Genomic DNA, 18,623 nt, shown 5'->3' on the forward strand with positions numbered 1-18,623 from the left:
CGCCCGCTCAACCCTCGGTCTGGGCCCCGACGGTCTCGAACCGGATGCCCGCCGCCAGGAGCCGCGCGGTGAGGTTCTCGCCCATCGCCTGGGCGGTGGTCACGCAGCCGGCCGTCGTCGGGTTGTCGTCGTGCAGCAGGCACAGCGCCGACTCCGCGAGCATCTTCGAGGTCTCGCCGTAGCCCGGGTCGCCGCCCGAGACGCGGGTGCGGATGGTGCGCCCGTCGCCCTCGCCGACGAAGTCGACGGTGAACCAGCTCTTCTCCCGGCGCGCCGGCGAGGGGCCCTCGCCCTGCTTGATGCGGCTCTTGAGCAGGTTGCGCACCGGCGCCACCTGCGCGGCCACCCCGATCCCGACCAGGCCGGCCATCCCGCCGAGCGCGTAGCGCAGCGTCTTGGTGCCGATGTAGTGGGAGTAGCGGAAGTCGGGGCCGTAGGACTCGAGGGCGGCGCCGCTGCGCGCGACGACCTGCGGGTCGAGCGTCGGCAGCGGCAGCAGGTAGTAGCCCAGCACGCTGTCGCGGTGCGGCTTGCCGGCCACCGGGCGGCTGCGGCGGCCCTCGGGGTGCTTCTCGAGGTCGCGGCGCAGCTGCGCCGCCTCCCGGGTCTGCTTCATCCGCGAGGTCGCACCCATGGCGGAGTGGAAGGTGCCGCCCGAGAAGGTGCCGGAGGCGCGCACGACGCCGCGCACGGTGACCGGGCCGCTGGCCTTGAGCTGCTGCACGGTGTACCAGGCGCCCAGGTCGTGCGGGATCGAGTCGAAGCCGCAGGCGTGCACGATGCGGGCGCCGGAGGCCTCGGCGGTGGCGTGGTGGGCGACGTACATCCGGTCGACGAACTCGGGCTCGCCGGTCAGGTCCACGTAGTCGGTGCCGGCGGCCGCGCAGGCGGCGACCAGCGGCTCACCGTGCTCGAGGTAGGGCCCGACGGTGGAGATGACCACGCGGGCGCTGCCGGCCAGCGCGGCCAGCGAGTCGGCGTCGCTCGAGTCGGCGGTCACCAGCGGCAGGTCGGCCAGCGAGGCGTCGATCGCGGCCAGGTCGTCGCGGACCCCCGCCAGCTTCTCGGGGTTGCGGCCCGCCAGCGCCCAGCGCAGCCCGGCCGGTGCGTTGCGGGCCAGGTACTCGGCGGTCAGGCGGCCGGTGAAGCCGGTGGCGCCCAGCAGCACCAGGTCGTGCTCGCGGTCGGAGTGACGGGCGGGGTCAGGGGTCGCAGCCATGGGGACATCGAACCAGCACCCCCCTCGTCGCGGCAGGTCTGGTCCACCACTCGGCGACGTAGGCTCGTGAGCATGTGCCGCAACATCCGCCAGCTCCACAACTTCGAGCCGCCGGCGACGACCGACGAGGTCGACGCGGCGGCGCTGCAGTACGTGCGCAAGGTCAGCGGCTCGACCAAGCCGTCGCAGGCCAACCAGGCCGCCTTCGACCGGGCCGTCGCCGAGGTCGCCGAGGCCACCCGGCACCTGCTCGACGCCCTGGTCACCACCGCCCCGCCCAAGGACCGCGAGGTCGAGGCCGCCAAGGCCCGCGCCCGGGCCGCCGAGCGGTACGCCCGATGACCCTCGCGCCCACCGCCACCGCAGCGGCGTACGACGCCGCGCTGGCGCCGCTGGCCGACCGGCCGCTCGTGGTGCTCACCGGCGCCGGTCTCTCCACCGACTCCGGCATCCCCGACTACCGCGGCCCCGGCTCGCCGGCCCGCACCCCGATGACCTACCAGGAGTTCGTCTCGGGTCCCGGCCCCCGGCAGCGCTACTGGGCCCGCAGCCACCTGGGCTGGGGCCGGATGCGGCACGCCGAACCCAACGCCGGGCACCTGGCGGTGGCCCGGCTGGGGGCCGGCCTGGTCATCACCCAGAACGTCGACGGCCTCCACGAACGGGTCGGCACGCGCGACCTGGTGGCCCTGCACGGCCGGATCGCCGACGTGGTCTGCCTGGCCTGCCGGGCCACCACCCCGCGCGCCGAGCTCCACCAGCGCCTGGGCGCGCTCAACCCCGGCTTCGCCGAGCGGCACGCCGCCGTGGCCAGCAACCCCGACGGCGACGTCGCGCTCGAGGAGACCGACGGCTTCGTCGTCCCCGACTGCGCGTGCGGCGGGCTGCTCAAGCCCGACGTGGTGTTCTTCGGCGAGAACGTGCCGCCGGCGCGCGTGGCGCGCTGCTACGAGGCGGTCGAGGCGCTCGAGGCGACCGGCGGGGCGCTGCTGGTGGCCGGGTCGAGCCTGACGGTGATGAGCGGGCTGCGCTTCGTCAAGCGTGCCGCCAAGGCCGGCACCCCCGTGGTGGTCGTCAACCGGGGCGCCACCCGCGGCGACGACCTCGCCACGCACACGGTGCACGCCGGCTGCAGCGAGTTCCTCACCGACCTGGCCGACCGGCGCGCCGGAGCGGCTCGCGCCTAGAGCTTGCGCACGAAGATGTGGTCGGCGGCCTCGGGCACGATCTCGGCGCTCTCGCCGGCCGCTCCGACCAGGACACCGGCCTCGGTCGCGACGACGGTGACGGTCTTGTCGGGCAGCGCGCCGACGCGGCGCAGGGCGCTCATCAGCTGCTCGTCCTTCTGCATCTCCTCGGAGATGCGGCGCACCAGCACCCGCTGCTCCTCGGTGCCCGCGGCACCCGCGGCGCTGGTCAGCGACTCGACGCCGGCCATGAAGGTCTCGCCGGTGGCGGTCTGACCCAGCTCGTCGAGCCCCGGGATCGGGTTGCCGTACGGCGACTCGGTGGGATGGTCGAGCAGCTCGAGCAGGCGGCGCTCGACGGTCTCGGACATCACGTGCTCCCAGCGGCACGCCTCCTCGTGGACCAGCTCCCACTCCAGGCCGATCACGTCGACCAGCAGGCGCTCGGCGAGGCGGTGCTTGCGCATCACCCGGGTCGCCAGGCGCAGCCCGTCGTCGGTGAGCTCGAGGTGGCGGTCGCCCTCGACGGTCAGCAGCCCGTCGCGCTCCATGCGCGCCACCGTCTGCGACACCGTCGGCCCGCTCTGGTGCAGGCGCTCGGCGATCCGGGCGCGCAGGGGCACGATGCCCTCCTCGACCAGCTCGTAGATGGTGCGGAGGTACATCTCGGTGGTGTCGATCAGGTCGCTCACCCCGCCATTGTCCACGACGGGCCCGATCCGCCCTCCCCCGCGGGTGACCGCTCGGGTGACCGGTCGGGGGACCGCTCGGGTGAACAGCCGCGGCCGGGGCGCTGGCAGGCTCGGTGCGTGGTCAGCGTGATGTGGTTCCGCCGCGACCTGCGGCTCCGTGACAACCCGGCCCTGCTCGAGGCCTGCGCCGACGGCGCCGAGGACGGCGTGCTGCCGCTCTTCGTGCTCGACCCGCACCTGTGGGGCCCGGCCGGCCCGAGCCGGCAGGCCTACCTGGCGGGCTCGCTGCGCTCGCTCGACGCGTCCTTCCGCCAGCGGCAGGCGGGGCTGTCGGTGGTGCGCGGCGACCCGGTACGCCGGGTGGTGCTGGCCGCGAAGTCGGTCGGCGCGCAGCGGGTGCACGTCTCGGCCGACTTCGGGCCCTACGGCCGCGAGCGCGACGAGGCGGTCGAGGAGGCGCTGGGCGAGGCCGGCATCGAGCTGGTGCGCACCGGGTCGCCGTACGCCGTCGACCCGGGGCGGGTGCTCAACGGCTCGGGCGAGGCCTACAAGGTCTTCACCCCCTTCTCCCGCGCCTGGGCCGACATCGGCTGGGACGACCCCGCCGACGCCCCGACCGGCACCACGTGGCTGCGGCTCGAGGAGGGCACCACCGACATCCCCGACCCCCGGCTGCCGGCCGACCTCGAGCTGCCCGAGCCCGGGGAGGACTCGGCGCGGCGGCAGTGGGAGGAGTTCCTCGACCGGGTCGACGACTACGACACCGACCGCGACCGTCCCGACCGCGACGGCACCAGCCGGATGTCGGTGCACCTGAAGTACGGCGAGGTGCACCCGCGCACCCTGCTGGCCGACCTGCGCCGCAAGCGGAGCAAGGGCGCCCAGACCTACCGCACCGAGCTGGCCTGGCGCGACTTCTACGCCGACGTGCTGGCGCGGCGCCCCGACTCGGCCCGCGACTACTACAAGCCCGAGTTCGCGCGGATGGACTACGACCGCCCCGGCGAGCAGCTCGAGGCTTGGCAGGAGGGCCGCACCGGCTTCCCGATCGTCGACGCGGGCATGCGCCAGCTGCGCGCGACCGGGTGGATGCACAACCGGCTGCGGATGATCACCGCCAGCTTCCTGGTCAAGGACCTGCACGTGGAGTGGCAGCACGGCGCCAAGCACTTCCTGCACTGGCTCGTCGACGGCGACCTGGCCAGCAACAACCACGGCTGGCAGTGGACCGCCGGCAGCGGCACCGACGCCTCACCGTTCTTCCGGGTCTTCAACCCCACCACCCAGGGCCGGCGCTTCGACCCCGACGGCGCCTACGTGCGGCGCTGGGTGCCCGAGCTCGCCGACCCCGACCAGGTGCCCGACCCGCACGAGCCGGACGCCGACACCCGCGACCTCGTCGGCTACCCGGCGCCGATGCTCGACCACAAGGAGGAGCGGCAGGAGGCGCTGGACAGGTACGAGAGGATCAAGGGATGAGCACCTCCGCGTCGACCCTGGCGCCCCTCGTGGTCCCTGCCCGCTTCAACGGCCCCGCCGGCTCGGGCAACGGCGGCTGGTCGGCCGGTGCCCTGGCGGCGTACGTCGACGCCACCGGCGGCCCGGTCGAGGTCACGCTGCGCCAGCCGCCGCCGCTGGACACCGCCATGGAGGTCGTGGAGGAGGACGGCGTCCTCACCGCGGTGCACGGCGGCGCGCCCGCGCTCAGCGCACGCCCGGCGCCCGGCGCACTCCAGGGCGTGGCGGGGGTCTCGATCGCGGAGGCCCGCGCGGCCGCGACCCGCTACCCGGGCCTGGCCCAGCACCCGTTCCCGACCTGCTTCACCTGCGGCACCGACCGCGCCGAGGGCGACGGGCTGCGGATCTTCCCCGGCCCGGTGGAGCCGCTCGACGGCCTGCCCCGGGTGGCGGCGACCTGGGTGGCCGCCGACACCGACCTGCCGGTCGTGTGGGCCGCGCTCGACTGCGCGGGGGCCTGGGCGGCCGACATGGAGGACCGGATGATGGTGCTGGGCCGGATGAGCGCCGAGGTGCTGCGCACCCCCGTGCCCGGCGAGGAGCACGTGGTCGTGGGGCTGGCCCGCGGCAGCGAGGGCCGCAAGCACCGCACCGCCACCAGCGTCATCGACGCGCGCGGCGAGGTGGTCGGGCGGGCCGAGCAGGTGTGGATCGAGGTGTCCCCGGAGGCCTTCGCCTGAGGGTGTGCCCGCCCAGGAGGCGTGTGGAAGACTGGTCGGCATGGCTTTGAACGATCCAAACCAGGTCGCCCCCGACGCCCCCGGTGCCGAGTGGTGGCGCCACGCCGTCATCTACCAGGTCTACCCGCGCTCCTTCGCCGACGCCGACGGCGACGGCGTCGGTGACCTCCCGGGCATCACGGCCAAGCTGCCCTACCTGCGCGACCTGGGCGTCGACGCGGTCTGGATCTCGCCGTTCTACATGTCCCCGCAGAAGGACCACGGCTACGACGTCAGCGACTACTGCGACATCGACCCGCTCTTCGGCACCCTCGAGGACGCCGACACGCTCATCGCGACCGCCCACGAGCTGGGGCTGCGCATCATCGCCGACCTGGTGCCCAACCACTCCTCCGACCAGCACGAGTGGTTCCAGGCGGCCCTGGCGGCGGCCCCGGGCAGCCCCGAGCGCGCCCGCTACCTCTTCCGCGACGGCCGCGGCCCGCAGGGCCAGGAGCCGCCCAACAACTGGCGCTCGGTCTTCGGCGGCAACGCCTGGACCCGGGTGGCCGAGCACCCGGACGGGCGCGACGACGACCCGCAGTGGTACCTGCACCTCTTCGACTCCACCCAGCCCGACTTCGACTGGCGCAACCCCGAGGTCGGCGACCTCTTCGAGGAGGTGCTGCGCTTCTGGCTCGACCGCGGCGTCGACGGGTTCCGCGTCGACGTGGCCCACGGGCTGCTCAAGGAGGAGTCGCTGCGCGACCAGGTGGTCGAGGAGGGCGAGGAGCCCGACAGCGCCGCCCCGATCAACGAGGAGCGCTCGATGGTCGAGCGCACCCTGCGCGACGAGCCGATGTGGGACCAGCCCGAGGTGCACGACGTCTACCGGCGCTGGCACGACGTGCTCGCCGAGTACGACGGCGACCGGATGCTCGTGGCCGAGGCCTGGACCCAGACCCCCGAGTCGATGGCCCGCTTCGTGCGCGACGACGAGATGAGCCAGGCCTTCAACTTCTCCTGGCTGCTCGCGCCGTGGTCGGCCGAGGCCTTCGAGGGCGTCATCACCGGCACCTTCGCCGCGCTCGCCGACGTCCAGGCCAGCCCGACCTGGGTGCTGAGCAACCACGACGTCGTACGCCACGTGACCCGCTACGGCGGGGGCGCGCAGGGCCTGGCCCGGGCGCGCGCCGCGACCCTGACGATGCTGGCGCTGCCCGGCTCGTCGTACGTCTACCAGGGCGAGGAGCTCGGCCTCGAGCAGGTCGACGTCGCCCCGGAGCACCGCCAGGACCCCTCCTACCTGCGCACCGGCGAGGTCGGCCGCGACGGCTGCCGGGTGCCGATGCCGTGGTCGGGCGAGAAGCCGCCCTTCGGCTTCGGGCCGGGCGAGGGCCAGCCGTGGATCCCGCAGCCCGAGGGCTGGGCCGACCTCACGGTGGCCGCCCAGCAGGTCGACCCAGACTCGACGCTGGCGTTCTACCAGCGGGCCCTGGCCGCGCGCCGCGCCCTGGCCGGCACCACCTCCGAGGTCGAGATGCTCGACCTCGGCACCGACGTGCTGGCCTTCCGCCGCGGCCCGGTCACCGTGGTGCTCAACTGCGGCACCACGCCGGTGAGCCGTCCCCGGGGCGAGGTCGTGGCCAGCAGCGGCCCGGTCTCCGACCTGCTGCCCGGCGACACCGCCGTGTGGGTGCGCGACTGACCCTGCGCGACTGAGCCGCGACGAGGCCCTCAGCCCTGGTTGAGGGCCTCGTTGTAGCGGCCGAGGACCCGGGTGAACTCCTCGAGCTCGGCCGCGTCCCAGTCGCCGAGGCGCTCGTCGAGCCACTGGCGGCGGTTCTCGGCGACCGCCGTGAGCCGCTCCACGGCGCTCGGCGTGGCCGAGATCAGCGAGGCCCGCCCGTCGTCGGGGTCCTGGGTGCGCTCGACGAGGCCGAGCTCGACGAGGTGGGTGACCTGGCGGCTGATCGCGCCCTTGTCGATGTGGAACATCTCGGCCGCGGCCGAGGCCCGCATCGGACCGTGCTGGCCGAGGTAGGCCAGCATCAGGTACGACGCCGGCTGCAGGTCGGGGTGCACGGCTCGCGACCGCTCCCCGATCACGCGCTTGACGCGCCGGATGAGCACGCCCACCTCCTGCTCGAGGCGCATCAGGGACTCTGCACGTGAGGCGGTCATCGTGGCGGCAGCGTAGCCGTGCCGCCCGCCTCGCGGACCTCGGCGTCCTCGACGAGGTCGGCGGTGGCCTCCGGCGCGGAGTCCGCCGGCGCGACCGGCACCACGTCGTGGGTGGTGCGCAGCGGGACCTCGCGGATCGCCACGACGCAGACCAGCGCCAGCAGCGCCAGGGGCGTGGCGACGAGGAAGATGTGGCCGAACGACTCGCCGAAGGCCTGCTCGAAGACCGCACGCACGGGCGCCGGCAGCGCGTCGAGGTCGGGGATCTCGTGGCTGCTGTGCCCGGCCTCCTCGATGCCGAGGTCGCTCAGGCCGGCGGTGACCTTGGTGGCGACCTGGGTGCTCAGCAGCGCGCCGAGCACCGAGACGCCCACCGAGCCGCCGAGCGAGCGGAAGAACGCGACGACCGAGCTGGCGGCGCCCAGCTCGCTCAGCGGCACGTTGTTCTGCACCGCGAGCACCAGGTTCTGCATGGTGGCGCCCAGGCCCACGCCGAGCACGGCCATGAACAGGCCGACGACGCGCAGGTCGGTGGTGTCGTCGATGGTGCCGAGCAGGCCGAGGCCCAGCACGGTCAGCGTCATCCCGGAGACCAGCCAGCGCTTCCAGAGCCCGGTGGTGGTGATCCGGCGCCCGGAGACGATGCTCGAGACCAGCAGCCCGCCGACCATGGCGATCGACATCAGGCCGGCGGCGGTGGGGCTCATGCCGCGCGCGGTCTGGAAGTACTGCGAGAGGTAGACCGTCGAGCCGAACATCGCCACGCCGATCAGCACCGAGGCGGTGGTGGCCAGGGCGATGGTGCGGTCGCGGAAGAGCCGCAGCGGCACGACCGGCTCGACCGCCACCCGCGCCTCGACGTACACCGCGGCGGCGACGACCAGCAGACCGGCGACCACGAGCAGCGCCGAGGTGACCGACACCCAGTCGAACTGGTTGCCGGCGAGGCTGACCCAGACCAGCAGCAGGCTGACGCCGGCCACGATCAGGGTCGCGCCGGTGTAGTCGATGTGGACCTCGCGCTTGACCACCGGCAGGTGCAGGGTCTTCTGCAGCAGCACGAACGCGACCACGGCGAAGGGCAGCCCCACGAAGAAGGTGCCGCGCCAACCGAGCGGCGAGTCGACGATCAGGCCACCGATGAGCGGGCCGGAGACGGTCGCCAGCGCGAAGACCGCGCCGATGTAGCCGGAGTAGCGGCCGCGCTCGCGCGGCGTGATCATGCTGGCGATCACGACCTGCACCAGCGCGGTCAGGCCACCCACACCGAGGCCCTGGACGACGCGGGCGCCGATGAGGATCTCCATGCTGGGCGCCAGCGCCGCCATCAGCGAGCCGATCGCGAAGATCACCAGCGCGAGCTGCACCAGCATCTTCTTGCTGAACAGGTCGGCGAGCTTGCCCCAGACCGGGGTGGTCGCCGTCATCGCCAGCAGCGTGGCGACCACGACCCAGGTGTAGCCGGTCTGGGTGCCGTCGAGGTCGGCCACGATGCGCGGCAGCGCGTTGGTGACCACGGTGCTCGAGAGCATCGCCACGAACATCGCCAGCAGCAGGCCGCTGAGCGCCTCGAGCACCTGGCGGTGCGTCATCGCCACCTCGGCGCCGTCCCCGGAGGGCGGACCGGTCGACGGGCTGGGGGCTGGGCTGGCGACCTGGGTCACGGACTCTCGCTTCACGCTGGGCCTAACGGTTGACTTGCGCAACCTTATTCCCCGTGGCGTCCGCCCACAAATAGCAGCGACCCGCAGGCGTGGTCCTCGAGACGAGGACCGTGCCCGGCGGACGGAGCCGGGCCACCTGCGGGTCGGGCAGCTGCTTGGGATTCGCCAGCAGCGTCAGGGGCACTCCTGCCCCGTCGTCCTGCTGGGGCTGCTAGCGGGCAGCCACCTCACGCGTCCTTGAAGAACACATTCTTCGGACCACCTCCTTTCCCGTGTGCGAAAACGGTACGTCGGCGCCCGGGAGCGGACAAGAGGTTTTGGCCGGCTACGCCCTCCGGACCGGGGGGCTGCCGCGGTGGCTCAGCAACCGTTGCGACTACGCGTTCGGTTGCCAGCGCACCGCTGACCGGCGCCCAGGGCCCTCAGTCGAGCCACCGGCGCATCACCAGCCGGGGCAGCCTGCTCGCCACGGCACCGGTGGTGCCGACGACCTCGAAGCCCACCTTCTCGAACATCGAGCGGGTGCCGACGAAGGCCATCGTCAGGTCCATCCGCTCCCCCGCAGGGTCGACCGGGTAGGCCTCGACGGCAGGCGCGCCCTCGGACGCCGCCCAGGCCACCGCCCCCTCGAGGAGCCGGGTGGTGACGCCCTGCCGGCGGTGGCCACCCCGCACGACGACGCAGATGATGCTCCACACCGGCAGGTCGTCGAGGGGCTTGATGAGACGGGACGCGGCCAGCTTGGGGTTCTCCAAGCGAGGGCCGATGCTGCACCAGCCGACCGGGAGCCCGTCGCGATAGGTCACCACGCCGGGCGGCCGGTCGCGGGCGCACAGCGCCCGCGCGGCCTCCTCGCGGTCGCCCCGGCCCAGCTCCTCGACGTCCTGGGCGCGCAGCCGGTGCGAGAGGCACCAGCAGTGCGAGCCGCGACGGTTCGGGTTGATGACGTCGGCGAAGTCCTCGAACCGGTCCGGCGTGACCGGGTGCGTCTCCCAGGTCACCGGGTCACCGCGTCGAGCGGGGGCTCTCGTGGTGCCAGCGCCCGCAGCCCGACGAGCACGCCCTGGGCGACGACCCCGATGCCGAGCAGCAACTGACCGAGCACGAGCAACGCGATGCCGACGAGGGCCGGCCCACCCGACCCGTCGATGCCGGCGAGGAGCCCAGCCGCGGAGACCAGCGCGCCCACGACGATCCAGACCCAGGGGCCGGAGGGCTCCTGTAGCCCCGGAGGGGTGTCGCCCAGCGACCCCCCGTCCCCGCAGGTGGGGCAGAGGGAGGCGCGCTCGGGCACCTCGTGACCGTGCCGGCAGTGACGCAGCTCCGAGACCATGGCCCTCAGGATGCCAGGCCGGGGCGGGCGGGGTCAGGCGCCGCGTCCGACACCCAGCGCCTCGAGCACGCCCGTGCCGCCCTGCAGGACGCCGTCCTCGCCCGCCGCCCGCGAGTGCGGGTCGTCGGTCAGCCGGGTGTCGTGGCAGCCGAAGTCGTCGACGACGACGCCGGTCAGGTCGCCCTCGTCGGCCAGCACCACCAGCCAGCGCGGGCCGAGGTCGGCGGTGCAGATGCGCTCCGAGGTGTCGACGTCGAGGAGGGCCAGGCCGTCGAGCGCCTCCACGAGCGATGGCAGGTCACCCTCGGGCACCGGCTCGGCCCGCCCGGCGCGCCGCCAGCCGTACGCCGCGTCGTCGGCCCCGCCCTCCGCCTCGGCGGGGTCGTAGCGGCACACCCAGGCCCGCCCCACCTCGGGCAGCACCGGCAGCTCGGTGGCGGCCCGGTCGACGGCCGGCCCCTCCGCCTCCGTCAGCGCCCGCGGGCACGGACGACCGGAGGCCTCGCCCACCTCGTCGGGGGCCGGCTCGTCGGGGGCCGGCTCGGTCGGCGGCGGGTCCTGCGCCACGGGCGCCCCGGCGCCGTCGCCACCGCAGCCGCCCAGCAGGAGCACCGCGGCCAGGGCCGCACCGGGAGCCGCGAGCCGCGCCACCATCAGGGCGCCAGCCGTTCGGTGGCCCACCCGTCACCCGAGCGCCGGTAGACCAGCCGGTCGTGCATCCGGCTCGGCCGCCCCTGCCAGAGCTCGACCTCCTCGGGCAGCACGACGTAGCCGCCCCACCCGTCGGGCACCGGGACCTCTCCCCCGGCGAAGCGCTCCTCGGCCGCGGCGTACGCCGCCTCCAGCTCCTCGCGCCCGGCGACCACCGAGGACTGCGCCGAGGCCCAGGCACCGAGCTGCGAGCCACGCGGACGCTCGGCGAAGTACGCGGCGACCACCTCGCGCGAGAGCCGCTCGGCCCTGCCCTCGACCCGCACCTGGCGCTCGAGCGGGTGCCAGGGGAAGAGCAGCGCGCAGCGGGGGTCGGCGGCCAGGTCGTCGGCCTTGCGCGAGGCGTGGTTGGTGTAGAAGACGAAGCCCTCGCGCCCCGCCCCGTCGTCGAGACCCTTGAGCAGCACCGTGCGCGAGGAGGGGGCGCCGTCGCGCGAGACCGTCGAGACCACCATCGCGTTGGGCTCGTGCAGCCCGGCGGCCCGGGCGTCGGCGAACCACAGCCCGAACATGGCCATCGGGTCGGGCGCCAGGTCGCTCTCGCGCAGCCCGCTGGCGGCGTACTCCTCGCGCAGCCCGCGCAGGTCGGGCGAGTGGTCCTCTGTGCTGCCCCGGGTGTGCTCGGCCATGCCCCTCACCGTAGCCACCGGAGGCGACACCGCGCGGGGTCCCGGGACCGCCACGTGCCGTCCGGACAGCATCACTGACACAATGCGACGGTTTGGACGCTGCCGCACACGACACAGGAGCCACCCGATGACCGAGGTACACCACGGACTGGAGGGCGTCGTCGCCTTCGAGACGGAGATCGCCGAGCCCGACAAGGAGGGATCCGCGCTCCGCTACCGCGGCGTCGACATCGAGGACATCGTCGGCCGCGTCCCCTTCGAGAACGTGTGGGGCCTGCTGATCGACGGCGCCTACACCCCCGGCCTGGCCCCCGCCGAGCCCTTCAACCTGCCGGTGCACACCGGTGACGTCCGCGTCGACGTGCAGGCCGCGGTCGCGATGCTCGCGCCGGCCTTCGGCTTCGGCCAGACCTACGACATCTCCGACGAGCAGGCCCGCGACGACATCGGGCGCCTCGCCGTCATGGTGCTCTCGTACGCCGCACAGTCGGCGCGCGGGCTCAACAAGGCGATCGTGCCGCAGAAGGAGGTCGACGAGGGCGCGACCCTCGCCGAGAAGTTCCTGATCCGCTGGAAGGGCGAGGCCGACCCCAAGCACGTCAAGGCCATCGACGCGTACTGGAGCAGCGCGGCCGAGCACGGCATGAACGCCTCCACCTTCACCGCCCGCGTCATCACCTCCACCGGTGCCGACGTCGCGGCCGCCTTCTCCGGCGCCATCGGCGCGATGTCGGGCCCGCTGCACGGCGGCGCCCCGAGCCGCGTGCTCGGGATGATCTCCGACGTCGAGGAGTCCGGCGACGCCGAGGCCTACGTCAAGGGCCTGCTCGACCGCGGCGAGCGGCTGATGGGCTTCGGCCACCGCGTGTACCGCGCCGAGGACCCCCGCGCCCGCGTGCTGCGCCGCACCGCCAAGGAGCTCGACGCCCCGCGCTACGCGGTCGCCGAGGCCCTCGAGAAGGCCGCCCTCGCCGAGCTGCGCGAGCGCCGCCCCGACCGGGTCCTCGAGACCAACGTGGAGTTCTGGGCCGCGATCGTCCTCGACTTCGCCGAGGTCCCGGCCAACATGTTCACCTCGATGTTCACCTGCGCGCGCACCGGCGGCTGGTCGGCGCACATCCTGGAGCAGAAGCGCACCGGCCGCCTGATCCGCCCCTCCGCGGTCTACACCGGCCCGGGCGCCCGCCCGGCCTCGGAGATCGACGGCTGGCAGGAGGCCTGGGGAGCCTGATCCCCCGCTGGTCGACCGGGTCTCAGCGGAAGACCCGGTCGACCATCTCGAAGGCGCCCAGCTCCTGGTCGGAGCGGAAGTGGCGGTGGTCGGCCCGCACCCGGTCGAAGGCCTCGGCGGCGTACTCGACCACGTCCTGCACGAACAGGTCCTCCGGGCCGATCGCCTCGAGCACGTCGGGCTCGATGTCGTGGTCGACCAGCCCCGCCTCGTCGGAGAGCGCGTGCGACTGCGCCAGCGAGGCGCCGCAGATGGCGGCGTACTTGCGCCACTGCTTGTCGGAGAGGTCGTCGAGGTCGATGTCGTCGCGGTACGGCGAGCGCTCGCGCACCATGAAGCTCAACCCGTCCATCTCGACCGCCCCGTAGAAGCGGTCCCCGCGCACCAGGTGCACGCCCTGGGCGTGGGAGATGCGGTCGGCGTTGCCGTCGACGACGTACTCCGAGGGCGGCACCAGGCCCGCGAGCGCCGAGCGCCGCGCCTGCTTGAGCTCGAGCAGCAGGTCGTCGGAGCCGTCGGCGTTCGGGCCCTCGACCATCAGGTAGTAGCGCGGCAGCCCGAGCGACGCGGTGCCCTGCCCCAGCCGCTGGCACACGTCCTTGACCCGCATCGCGCCGGCGCGCTCGGGCACCTCGATGTCGTTGTCGCGCACGAAGCGGTCGAGCGCCTCCTGGAACTCCGGCACCCGTGAGGAGACCGGCACGTGCTCGTCGTCGGCGCGGAAGCCGCGGCGGAACTCGTCGTGGTACTTGCGCGCCAGCCAGTGCGCCCGGTCCTCCTTCGCCGACTCGAAGAGCTTGCGGATCAGCTTGGGCGCGTTGTCCTCGCGCATCTGGCCCTGCTGCTCGGTGGCGTCGGTGGCGTAGCCGCGCATCGCCGACACGTAGCCGCGCACGAAGGCCGCAGCGATCCGGCGCTGCTGCTTGCGGCCGTGGCCGCCCTCCTCGGCGGCGGCGACCATGAACCCGGTCGCGCCGCGCTTGAGGTCCCAGGTGAACGGCGCGTAGTAGGCCTCGTCGAAGTCGTTGACGCCGAAGATCGGCACGTCGTCGGCGCTCGGCATCACCCCGAAGTTCTCGGGGTGCACGTCGCCGAGCGTCAGCACGGTCGGCATCCAGGCGTCCTCCCCGGCCAGGTCGCGGTAGAAGAGCAGGGCGGTGCCGCGGAAGAACGAGAACAGCGAGTCGTGCAGCTTCTCGAACTTCTCGACCGCGTCCTGGCTGCGGCTCGAGATCCGGGTCTCGTGGTCCTCGCGGATCGTCTGGCGCACGTGGCGGCGCCGCTCGAGCCCGTCGAGGTGGCGGGGCAGGAAGACCATCTCGCCCCGGGCGCGCTGCAGCGCCAGCGAGCGGAAGGCCTCGACCCGCGACCCGGTCTGCACCCCGGCCCCCACCGCCCGGGCCAGCTCCTCCTTGGTCATCGAGGAGCGTCCTCGTACGTCGGCGTCGCGGGCCCGCTGCATCAGCTCGTCGCGCGTCAGGTGGTCGGCGTCATCACTCATCCCCCCTTCCTACCCGTCTGCACCGGCTCCACCCACTCCCCGGCACCTCTCGCCCGGAGGGGTGGTCATGGCCTATGGTCGACGGCCATGACCAGCCGCGAAGCCGTCCGACTATGGGACGCCGAGGCCCCGGCCTTCGACCTCGCCGCCGACCACGGCCTGCTCGACAAGAACGTGCGGGCCGCCTGGTCGCGTCTGATGCACGACCTCCTGCCCCCGCCGGCGAGCCGGGTGGCCGACCTCGGCTGCGGCACCGGCACCCTGGCGCTGCTGCTGGCCGAGCAGGGCCACAGCGTCGACGGCATCGACTTCTCCCCCGAGATGGTGGCGCGCGCGCTCACCAAGACCGCCCACGAGCCCGGGGTGAGCGTGACCGAGGCCGACGCCTACGACCCGCCGCTGACCCCCGGCGACTACGACGTCGTGCTCTCGCGCCACGTCCTGTGGGCGATGCCCGACCCCGTCGAGGCGCTGCGGCGCTGGTCGGCGCTGCTGGGCCCCGAGGGCCGGCTGGTGCTCGTCGAGGGCCACTGGTCGCAGGGCGACGGCACCCGGGGCGGCCTGACCGCCCAGGAGGTCGTCGAGGCGCTGCGCAGCATCGGCCGCACCGGCACCGTGCACCCGCTGCCCGACCCGCACCTGTGGGGCAAGCGCATCGACGACGAGCGGTACGCCGTCGTCAGCCTCGCGCCCTGAGCGACCGCCCGGGTCAGCCCGCCCGGACCAGCAGCTCGCGCTGCGGCGAGACCGGCTGGGTGCCGTGGAAGAGCTCGAAGCGCCAGCGCCCGTCGGCGGCGCTGAGGATGCCCGAGAGCTGGAAGCGCACGCGCTCGACGAGCCCGTCGGGGTAGTCGAGGACCGCCTCGGTGTCGCAGACGAACCACACCACGTCGCCGCGGCGCCGCGACCAGGTCTCGCCGGCCTCCCAGGACAGGGTGAAGGTCTCCTCGAAGAGCTCGGCGAGGAAGGCCCGCAGCTCCTCGCTGCCGTGCGCGTGCTCACCGAGGTCGTCGCCGTAGACAGCGCCCTCGGGGGAGAAGCAGGCGACCGCGGCCTCGACGTCACGGGCCCCGAAGGCCACCGAGAGCCGGGCCAGCGCCCCGGTGACGAGGTCGTCGGCCCCCTGCGGCGGGGGCGGTTCGGTCGCGCTCATGCCACCTCAACGACACCGGCCCGGCCGGGGTACGCCCCCGACGGGTGGTCTGGTCAGAGCCGCTTGCCGAAGCAGCGCGAGAGCGGCGCGTCCTTGTAGTAGCCGAAGCCCGGCACCGGCTCGTAGCCCGAGGAGGTGTAGAGCGCGATCGCCTCCGGCTGCATGGTCCCGGTCTCGAGCACCACCGCCCGGGCGCCGGCCTCGGCGGCGCTGCGCTCGAGGTGGGCGAGGACCCGCCGCGCGAGCCCGCGACGCTGCGCCCGCGGGGCGACGTACATGCGCTTGACCTCGACGGTGACCAGGCCGGGGAAGGTGCCGACCTCGGTGCGCCGCCAGGCGCCGGTCGCGACCGGGACGCCGTCGAGGCGCCCGACGTAGAAGCTGCCGGTGGGCGGCTCGAACATCGCCGGGTCGAGGGGCGTCTCGTCGGGCCCGCCGTAGCGCGCGGTGTAGAAGTCCTGGACCTCGGCGACCAGCAGGGTCACGTCGGGGTGGGCGAAGCCGACCCGCTCCAGCTCGAAGGTGCCCTCAGGCGAGGGACGAACCGCACCCGTCACAGAACCTCGCGTCCTCGTCGTTGCGCACGCCGCAGGAGCGGCAGTACGGGCCGCCGGCGGCGGAGGTGCCGCGCTCCCGGTCGTCGACCGTGCGTCCGACCCCCATGATGCCCTCACCGTCGGTGAGGTAGGCCGCCGACTGCTTGAGCGTGGGCATGGTCTCGCCCGCCACGTAGCGCGACTGGGCGCCGATGGTGCTGGCGTTGAGCATCCCGAGGCCGACCACGGCCACCGGCATCCCGCCGAGGAAGGCCAGGATGGCCAGCCCCGGAGGCATGTCGTAGCCGTCGTAGGTGAAGACGGTCGTGATGCCCCAGGCGAAGGTCGCGCCGCCGCCGAGCAGCAGCAGCGCCCCCACGACGCGCAGCCCGACGCGGGTGCGCGTGGTGTCCGGCAGGTCGTTCGTGGTCATCGTCGCTCCCCACCTCGGGCCGCCGCTGCCACCACCCGTTGCGGGCAGCGTCCGGCCACGGGAGACAATAGGTCCTGTGAGCGACCCCGTGGTGGACCTGCGCATCCCCGTCGACCTGCTGCCCGCCGACGGCCGCTTCGGCTCCGGCCCCTCGAAGGTGCAGGCCTCCCACCTCGACGCGCTCGCCGCGACCGGCGCCTCGCTGATGGGCACCTCGCACCGCCAGGCCCCCGTCCGCTCCCTGGTGGGCCGGGTCGTCGAGGGCCTGCGCACCCTGCTCGACGTGCCCGACGGCCACGAGGTGGTGCTCGGCAACGGCGGGTCGACCGCCTTCTGGGACGTCGCCGCGCACGGCCTGGTCGAGCGCCGCAGCCAGCACCTGACCTACGGCGAGTTCACCTCGAAGTTCGCCACCGCCGTCGCCCGGGCGCCCTGGCTGGAGGAGCCGTCGGTGCGCAGCGCGCCCGCCGGCGACCTCGCCACCCCACTCGCCGAGGCCGGGGTCGACGCCTACGCCTGGGCCCACAACGAGACCTCGACCGGGGTCATGGCCCCCGTCGAGCGTCCGGCCGGGGCCGACCCCGACGCGCTGGTGCTCGTCGACGCCACCTCCGGCGCCGGCGGCCTGCCGGTCGACCTGCGCGCCACCGACGTCTACTACTTCGCGCCCCAGAAGGGCTTCGCCTCCGACGGCGGCCTGTGGATCGCCGTCATGTCGCCGGCGGCCCTCGAGCGCGCCGGACGGATCGCCGCGTCGGGCCGCTACGTCCCGGCGTTCCTCGACCTGCCCACCGCGATCGACAACGCGCGCAAGCAGCAGACCTACAACACCCCGGCCGTCGCGACCCTCTTCCTGCTCGCCGAGCAGCTGGACTGGATGAACGGCATCGGTGGCCTGCCCGCGGCGGTCGAGCGCACCACCCGCTCCTCTCAGCACCTCTACGCGTGGGCCGAGGCCCGCGCCTGGGCGCAGCCCTTCGTCACCGAGCCCGCCCACCGCTCCCTGGTCGTGGGCACCGTCGACCTCGACGACGCCGTGCCCGGGGCCACGGTCCGGTCGGTGCTGCGCGCCAACGGCGTGGTCGACGTCGAGCCCTACCGCAGCCTGGGCCGCAACCAGCTGCGGGTCGGCATGTTCCCCGCGGTCGACCCCGACGACGTGCTCGCCCTGACCCGCTGCGTCGACTGGGTCGTCGAGCGGCTCTGACCCGGCAGCCCCGGCACCCCCGGCCCCCTGGGGACCCTCAGCCGAGCGCGATCGCCGCCAGCTCGGTGAGCGCGACCACCACGACCGTCACGGTCAGCAGCGCCGTGGCCCGGCCTCCCCTGGTCCGGCCCCGCCCCTCGGCCCCGTGCCGGGCCCGGTAGCGGCCCAGCCCCTCGAGCGCCACCCAGCCGCCGAGCACCACGCCGGCCACGGTCACCGCGACCACGCCCAGCCCCACCCGGCTGATGCTGAGCCGGGCCACCACCAGGGCGGCCACGACGACCGAGAGCGCGGTGCGCTGCCAGGCCAGCGCCGTGCGCTCGTTGGCCAGCCCGGGCGGCTCGGGCCTCACAGCACCAGCACGAGCACGCCGGCCGCGACCACCACGGCCCCGGCCAGCGTGGCCGCCGCACCGCCGGAGGGCAGGGGCAGGCCGCGCCGCATCGCCCGCTCGGAGCGGGCCCAGCGCAGCCAGGCCAGCACGGCGCAGGCCAGGCCGGCCACCACCAGCAGCGTGGCGAGCGAGCGCTGCAGCGCCTCGGGTGCGTCCAGGTCGATGACGTCGACGGCCACCCCCGCGGCGACGAGCGCGAGCGCGGTGCGGATCCGGGCCAGGAAGGTGCGCTCGTTGGCGAAGCTGAAGCGGGGGTCGGGCTCCTCGCCGCCGTCGTAGACCCACCGCGGCCAGCGGTGCTCGTCCTGCGTCACGTGCGCCTCCTCCGGGGACCGGCGTCCGGCACGGCCGCCCGCGTAGATTGTGGCCCGT

The 18,623-nt window shown here is 74.1% G+C and carries 22 protein-coding genes; 8 read left to right on the forward strand and 14 right to left on the reverse strand.

All coding sequences use genetic code 11. The features are described from left to right. Positions 1 to 7: 7 nt before the first annotated feature. Positions 8 to 1,219, reverse strand: a complete 1,212-nt coding sequence (locus H0S66_RS04565) for a saccharopine dehydrogenase family protein (RefSeq protein ID WP_179614342.1) — start codon at positions 1,217 to 1,219, stop codon at positions 8 to 10. A gap of 72 nt (positions 1,220 to 1,291) precedes the next feature. On the opposite strand from H0S66_RS04565, the gene H0S66_RS04570 reads away from it, so the two are divergent. Together H0S66_RS04570 and H0S66_RS04575 are read left to right on the forward strand one after the other, a co-directional pair. Continuing rightward, a complete protein-coding gene (locus tag H0S66_RS04570; protein ID WP_179614343.1) occupies positions 1,292 to 1,561 on the forward strand; it encodes a DUF2277 domain-containing protein in 270 nt (89 codons plus the stop codon). Then, positions 1,558 to 2,406, forward strand: a complete 849-nt coding sequence (locus H0S66_RS04575; RefSeq protein WP_179614344.1) for a Sir2 family NAD-dependent protein deacetylase — start codon at positions 1,558 to 1,560, stop codon at positions 2,404 to 2,406. The genes H0S66_RS04570 and H0S66_RS04575 overlap by 4 nt, the downstream gene beginning before the upstream one ends. Here the strand turns inward: H0S66_RS04575 and H0S66_RS04580 are convergent. Beyond that, positions 2,403 to 3,098: an iron-dependent transcriptional repressor DtxR gene (locus tag H0S66_RS04580; protein ID WP_179614345.1), complete on the reverse strand. Its 696-nt coding sequence runs from the start codon at positions 3,096 to 3,098 to the stop codon at positions 2,403 to 2,405. The two genes, H0S66_RS04575 and H0S66_RS04580, sit on opposite strands and share 4 nt — an antisense overlap. Positions 3,099 to 3,215: 117 nt before the next feature. Here H0S66_RS04580 and H0S66_RS04585 point away from each other — a divergent pair, with 117 nt between their 5' ends. The 3 genes from H0S66_RS04585 to H0S66_RS04595 are packed head-to-tail and all read left to right on the forward strand — an operon-like array spanning position 3,216 to position 6,983. Further along, a complete protein-coding gene (locus tag H0S66_RS04585; protein WP_258017094.1) occupies positions 3,216 to 4,577 on the forward strand; it encodes a cryptochrome/photolyase family protein in 1,362 nt (453 codons plus the stop codon). Beyond that, positions 4,574 to 5,296, forward strand: coding sequence for a hypothetical protein (locus H0S66_RS04590; protein ID WP_179614346.1), 723 nt, complete (start codon positions 4,574 to 4,576; stop codon positions 5,294 to 5,296). The genes H0S66_RS04585 and H0S66_RS04590 overlap by 4 nt, the downstream gene beginning before the upstream one ends. Before the next feature lie 40 nt (positions 5,297 to 5,336). Further along, the gene (locus H0S66_RS04595) at positions 5,337 to 6,983 is read left to right on the forward strand and encodes a glycoside hydrolase family 13 protein (protein WP_179614347.1); all 1,647 of its coding nucleotides are present in this window, start codon (positions 5,337 to 5,339) and stop codon (positions 6,981 to 6,983) included. 29 nt (positions 6,984 to 7,012) lie between these two features. Here H0S66_RS04595 and H0S66_RS04600 read toward each other — a convergent pair whose 3' ends face one another. From H0S66_RS04600 to pdxH, 6 genes are all read right to left on the reverse strand, one after another. Beyond that, on the reverse strand, positions 7,013 to 7,459 hold the full coding sequence (locus H0S66_RS04600) for a MarR family winged helix-turn-helix transcriptional regulator (protein ID WP_179614348.1): 447 nt from the start codon (positions 7,457 to 7,459) through the stop codon (positions 7,013 to 7,015). After that, on the reverse strand, positions 7,456 to 9,123 hold the full coding sequence (locus tag H0S66_RS04605; RefSeq protein WP_338037231.1) for an MDR family MFS transporter: 1,668 nt from the start codon (positions 9,121 to 9,123) through the stop codon (positions 7,456 to 7,458). Before H0S66_RS04605 ends, H0S66_RS04600 begins: the two co-directional genes overlap by 4 nt. A 422-nt stretch (positions 9,124 to 9,545) precedes the next feature. Continuing rightward, entirely contained in the window at positions 9,546 to 10,124 is a 579-nt protein-coding gene (locus H0S66_RS04610; RefSeq protein ID WP_179614349.1) for a GNAT family N-acetyltransferase, read from the reverse strand. After that, a complete protein-coding gene (locus H0S66_RS04615; protein WP_179614350.1) occupies positions 10,121 to 10,456 on the reverse strand; it encodes a hypothetical protein in 336 nt (111 codons plus the stop codon). Before H0S66_RS04615 ends, H0S66_RS04610 begins: the two co-directional genes overlap by 4 nt. 33 nt (positions 10,457 to 10,489) lie before the next feature. Further along, positions 10,490 to 11,110 (reverse strand): hypothetical protein, encoded by a 621-nt coding sequence (locus H0S66_RS04620; protein WP_180923788.1) that lies wholly within the window; start codon positions 11,108 to 11,110, stop codon positions 10,490 to 10,492. Further along, entirely contained in the window at positions 11,110 to 11,796 is a 687-nt protein-coding gene (gene pdxH, locus H0S66_RS04625) for a pyridoxamine 5'-phosphate oxidase (protein WP_179614352.1), read from the reverse strand. Before pdxH ends, H0S66_RS04620 begins: the two co-directional genes overlap by 1 nt. 127 nt (positions 11,797 to 11,923) lie before the next feature. Between pdxH and H0S66_RS04630 the strand changes: the two genes are divergently transcribed. Beyond that, positions 11,924 to 13,027, forward strand: a complete 1,104-nt coding sequence (locus H0S66_RS04630; protein WP_179614353.1) for a citrate synthase 2 — start codon at positions 11,924 to 11,926, stop codon at positions 13,025 to 13,027. A gap of 22 nt (positions 13,028 to 13,049) precedes the next feature. Here the strand turns inward: H0S66_RS04630 and H0S66_RS04635 are convergent, their stop codons facing one another. Beyond that, positions 13,050 to 14,528: a DUF2252 domain-containing protein gene (locus tag H0S66_RS04635; RefSeq protein WP_179614354.1), complete on the reverse strand. Its 1,479-nt coding sequence runs from the start codon at positions 14,526 to 14,528 to the stop codon at positions 13,050 to 13,052. 87 nt (positions 14,529 to 14,615) lie between these two features. Between H0S66_RS04635 and H0S66_RS04640 the strand changes: the two genes are divergently transcribed. Beyond that, positions 14,616 to 15,224: a class I SAM-dependent methyltransferase gene (locus tag H0S66_RS04640; RefSeq protein WP_179614355.1), complete on the forward strand. Its 609-nt coding sequence runs from the start codon at positions 14,616 to 14,618 to the stop codon at positions 15,222 to 15,224. A gap of 13 nt (positions 15,225 to 15,237) precedes the next feature. Here the strand turns inward: H0S66_RS04640 and H0S66_RS04645 are convergent, their stop codons facing one another. From H0S66_RS04645 to H0S66_RS04655, 3 genes are read right to left on the reverse strand one after another with little or no spacing between them, the layout of a single operon-like run. Continuing rightward, the gene (locus H0S66_RS04645) at positions 15,238 to 15,681 is read right to left on the reverse strand and encodes a nuclear transport factor 2 family protein (protein ID WP_179614356.1); all 444 of its coding nucleotides are present in this window, start codon (positions 15,679 to 15,681) and stop codon (positions 15,238 to 15,240) included. A gap of 53 nt (positions 15,682 to 15,734) precedes the next feature. Next, the gene (locus tag H0S66_RS04650; protein ID WP_179614357.1) at positions 15,735 to 16,238 is read right to left on the reverse strand and encodes a GNAT family N-acetyltransferase; all 504 of its coding nucleotides are present in this window, start codon (positions 16,236 to 16,238) and stop codon (positions 15,735 to 15,737) included. Further along, a complete protein-coding gene (locus tag H0S66_RS04655; RefSeq protein WP_179614358.1) occupies positions 16,210 to 16,650 on the reverse strand; it encodes a zinc ribbon domain-containing protein in 441 nt (146 codons plus the stop codon). The genes H0S66_RS04650 and H0S66_RS04655 overlap by 29 nt, the downstream gene beginning before the upstream one ends. 76 nt (positions 16,651 to 16,726) lie before the next feature. Between H0S66_RS04655 and serC the strand changes: the two genes are divergently transcribed. Beyond that, positions 16,727 to 17,857, forward strand: a complete 1,131-nt coding sequence (serC, locus tag H0S66_RS04660) for a phosphoserine transaminase (RefSeq protein WP_258017095.1) — start codon at positions 16,727 to 16,729, stop codon at positions 17,855 to 17,857. A gap of 37 nt (positions 17,858 to 17,894) precedes the next feature. Here serC and H0S66_RS04665 read toward each other — a convergent pair whose 3' ends face one another. Both H0S66_RS04665 and H0S66_RS04670 read right to left on the reverse strand, forming a co-directional pair. Then, positions 17,895 to 18,209: a DUF202 domain-containing protein gene (locus H0S66_RS04665; protein WP_179614359.1), complete on the reverse strand. Its 315-nt coding sequence runs from the start codon at positions 18,207 to 18,209 to the stop codon at positions 17,895 to 17,897. Continuing rightward, entirely contained in the window at positions 18,206 to 18,565 is a 360-nt protein-coding gene (locus H0S66_RS04670) for a YidH family protein (protein ID WP_179614360.1), read from the reverse strand. Before H0S66_RS04670 ends, H0S66_RS04665 begins: the two co-directional genes overlap by 4 nt. Between the last annotated feature and the right edge of the window lie 58 nt (positions 18,566 to 18,623).

Source organism: Nocardioides marinisabuli (assembly GCF_013466785.1).
In the GTDB taxonomy this organism is placed as follows: domain Bacteria; phylum Actinomycetota; class Actinomycetes; order Propionibacteriales; family Nocardioidaceae; genus Nocardioides; species Nocardioides marinisabuli.

Excerpts from the sequence above, each read along its gene's own strand:
- H0S66_RS04565 (WP_179614342.1), bottom strand. The coding sequence starts at position 1,219 with ATGGCTGCGACCCCTGACCCCGCCCGTCACTCCGACCGCGAGCACGAC.
- H0S66_RS04570 (WP_179614343.1), top strand. The coding sequence starts at position 1,292 with ATGTGCCGCAACATCCGCCAGCTCCACAACTTCGAGCCGCCGGCGACG.
- H0S66_RS04575 (WP_179614344.1), top strand. The coding sequence starts at position 1,558 with ATGACCCTCGCGCCCACCGCCACCGCAGCGGCGTACGACGCCGCGCTG.
- H0S66_RS04590 (WP_179614346.1), top strand. The coding sequence starts at position 4,574 with ATGAGCACCTCCGCGTCGACCCTGGCGCCCCTCGTGGTCCCTGCCCGC.
- H0S66_RS04595 (WP_179614347.1), top strand. The coding sequence starts at position 5,337 with ATGGCTTTGAACGATCCAAACCAGGTCGCCCCCGACGCCCCCGGTGCC.
- H0S66_RS04600 (WP_179614348.1), bottom strand. The coding sequence starts at position 7,459 with ATGACCGCCTCACGTGCAGAGTCCCTGATGCGCCTCGAGCAGGAGGTG.
- H0S66_RS04615 (WP_179614350.1), bottom strand. The coding sequence starts at position 10,456 with ATGGTCTCGGAGCTGCGTCACTGCCGGCACGGTCACGAGGTGCCCGAG.
- H0S66_RS04620 (WP_180923788.1), bottom strand. The coding sequence starts at position 11,110 with ATGGTGGCGCGGCTCGCGGCTCCCGGTGCGGCCCTGGCCGCGGTGCTC.
- pdxH (WP_179614352.1), bottom strand. The coding sequence starts at position 11,796 with ATGGCCGAGCACACCCGGGGCAGCACAGAGGACCACTCGCCCGACCTG.
- H0S66_RS04630 (WP_179614353.1), top strand. The coding sequence starts at position 11,924 with ATGACCGAGGTACACCACGGACTGGAGGGCGTCGTCGCCTTCGAGACG.
- H0S66_RS04635 (WP_179614354.1), bottom strand. The coding sequence starts at position 14,528 with ATGAGTGATGACGCCGACCACCTGACGCGCGACGAGCTGATGCAGCGG.
- H0S66_RS04640 (WP_179614355.1), top strand. The coding sequence starts at position 14,616 with ATGACCAGCCGCGAAGCCGTCCGACTATGGGACGCCGAGGCCCCGGCC.
- H0S66_RS04645 (WP_179614356.1), bottom strand. The coding sequence starts at position 15,681 with ATGAGCGCGACCGAACCGCCCCCGCCGCAGGGGGCCGACGACCTCGTC.
- H0S66_RS04655 (WP_179614358.1), bottom strand. The coding sequence starts at position 16,650 with ATGACCACGAACGACCTGCCGGACACCACGCGCACCCGCGTCGGGCTG.